1 protein-coding gene and 1 pseudogene are annotated in these 1,221 nt (G+C 66.6%); both read right to left on the bottom strand.

What is annotated here, in order from left to right; all coding sequences use genetic code 11:
• Positions 1 to 174 precede the first annotated feature (174 nt).
• Positions 175 to 903, bottom strand: coding sequence for an IS21-like element helper ATPase IstB (gene istB / locus CA237_RS19440; RefSeq protein ID WP_066691143.1), 729 nt, complete (start codon positions 901 to 903; stop codon positions 175 to 177).
• A pseudogene (locus CA237_RS19435) lies at positions 890 to 1,221 on the bottom strand (IS21 family transposase); the annotation flags it as partial. The pseudogene CA237_RS19435 and the gene istB, both read right to left, overlap by 14 nt.

Here is a 1,221-nt window from a genome sequence, read left to right as displayed (position 1 = left end):
TGTCAATCGGCGTCCAAAAAGGACCCCCTATCGGCGTCCAAAAGGGACCCCCTTCGTCGAGCAGCGTTACGGGTATGACGGGTGCACCGTTCGCGCTGGTTGCGGCGTAGGGCGGGCGTAGCCCGACCGGAGGCGCAACCAGCGCGAAGCGTTCTCTGCCGGTGGTCCTGGGCGTCAGCTTCGATGTTTGAAGCGCCAGCTGTCGTTGCCGGTTTCGACGATGTCGCAATGGTGGGTAATACGGTCGAGCAGTGCGGTGGTCATCTTGGGGTCGCCAAAGACGGTCGGCCACTCGCCAAAGGCGAGGTTCGTGGTGACGATGACGGAGGTCTGCTCGTAGAGCTTGCTGACGAGGTGGAAGAGCATTTGACCGCCCGAGCGTGCAAACGGCAGGTAGCCAAGCTCGTCGAGCACCACGAGGTCGAGGCGCGAGAGCTGGGCCGCCAGCGTGCCGGCCTTGCCAAGGCGCGTTTCCTCCTCGAGTCGGTTCACCAGGTCCACTGTGTTGAAGTAGCGTCCGCGGGCGCCGGCTCGTACCACATTGGCGGTGATGGCGGTGGCGAGATGCGTCTTGCCGGTACCCGTTCCACCGACCAGCACGACGTTGCGTCGGCCCGGAAGAAACGAGCCGCTGTACAGCGAGCGCACCAGTCCCTCGTTGATGGGAGTGTCGCCGAAGACGAAGGCGTCGAGGTCCTTCACCGCGGGCAACCTGGCGGCCGACATCCGGTAACGGACCGAGGCTGCATGGCGGTGCGTCGCCTCGGCACGCAGCAGGTCGGTCAGGACCTCCATGGTCGTGCGCTTGCGCTGGAGACCGGTAGTGACCGCCTCGTCGAAAGCGCCAGCCATGCCCTTCAGCCCCAACTCGGTCATGGCCGTCATCATCTCATGCCGCTGCATGGAGGCCTCGCAGGCTGTCATAGCGGTTGCAGTCGGCGCGGGGCGGATGGCGCAGCGCCAGATCTTCTGGCGTGACAATAGTCAGCGGTCGCGGCGGTTCGCGCCGGCGGGCCAGGATGTTGACGATGACGTCGTCGCTGGCGACGCCGGCCAGCAATGCTTCGCGCACGGCCGCTTCCACCGCCTCGAGTCCGTCGTCGAGCACCGCGGCCAGCACCCGCACGAACCGCCGGTCGGCATCGTCACCGACGCCAAGCTTGCGCCGCAGTCGTGCCAGCGCAGGCGGCAGCTCCCAGCCCTGGAACGGCGCGCCGTTCC

This window comes from Sphingomonas sp. ABOLH (genome assembly GCF_003951715.1).
Lineage (GTDB): Bacteria > Pseudomonadota > Alphaproteobacteria > Sphingomonadales > Sphingomonadaceae > Sphingomonas > Sphingomonas hankookensis_A.
This window is presented reverse-complemented; position numbering and strand designations above follow the sequence as displayed.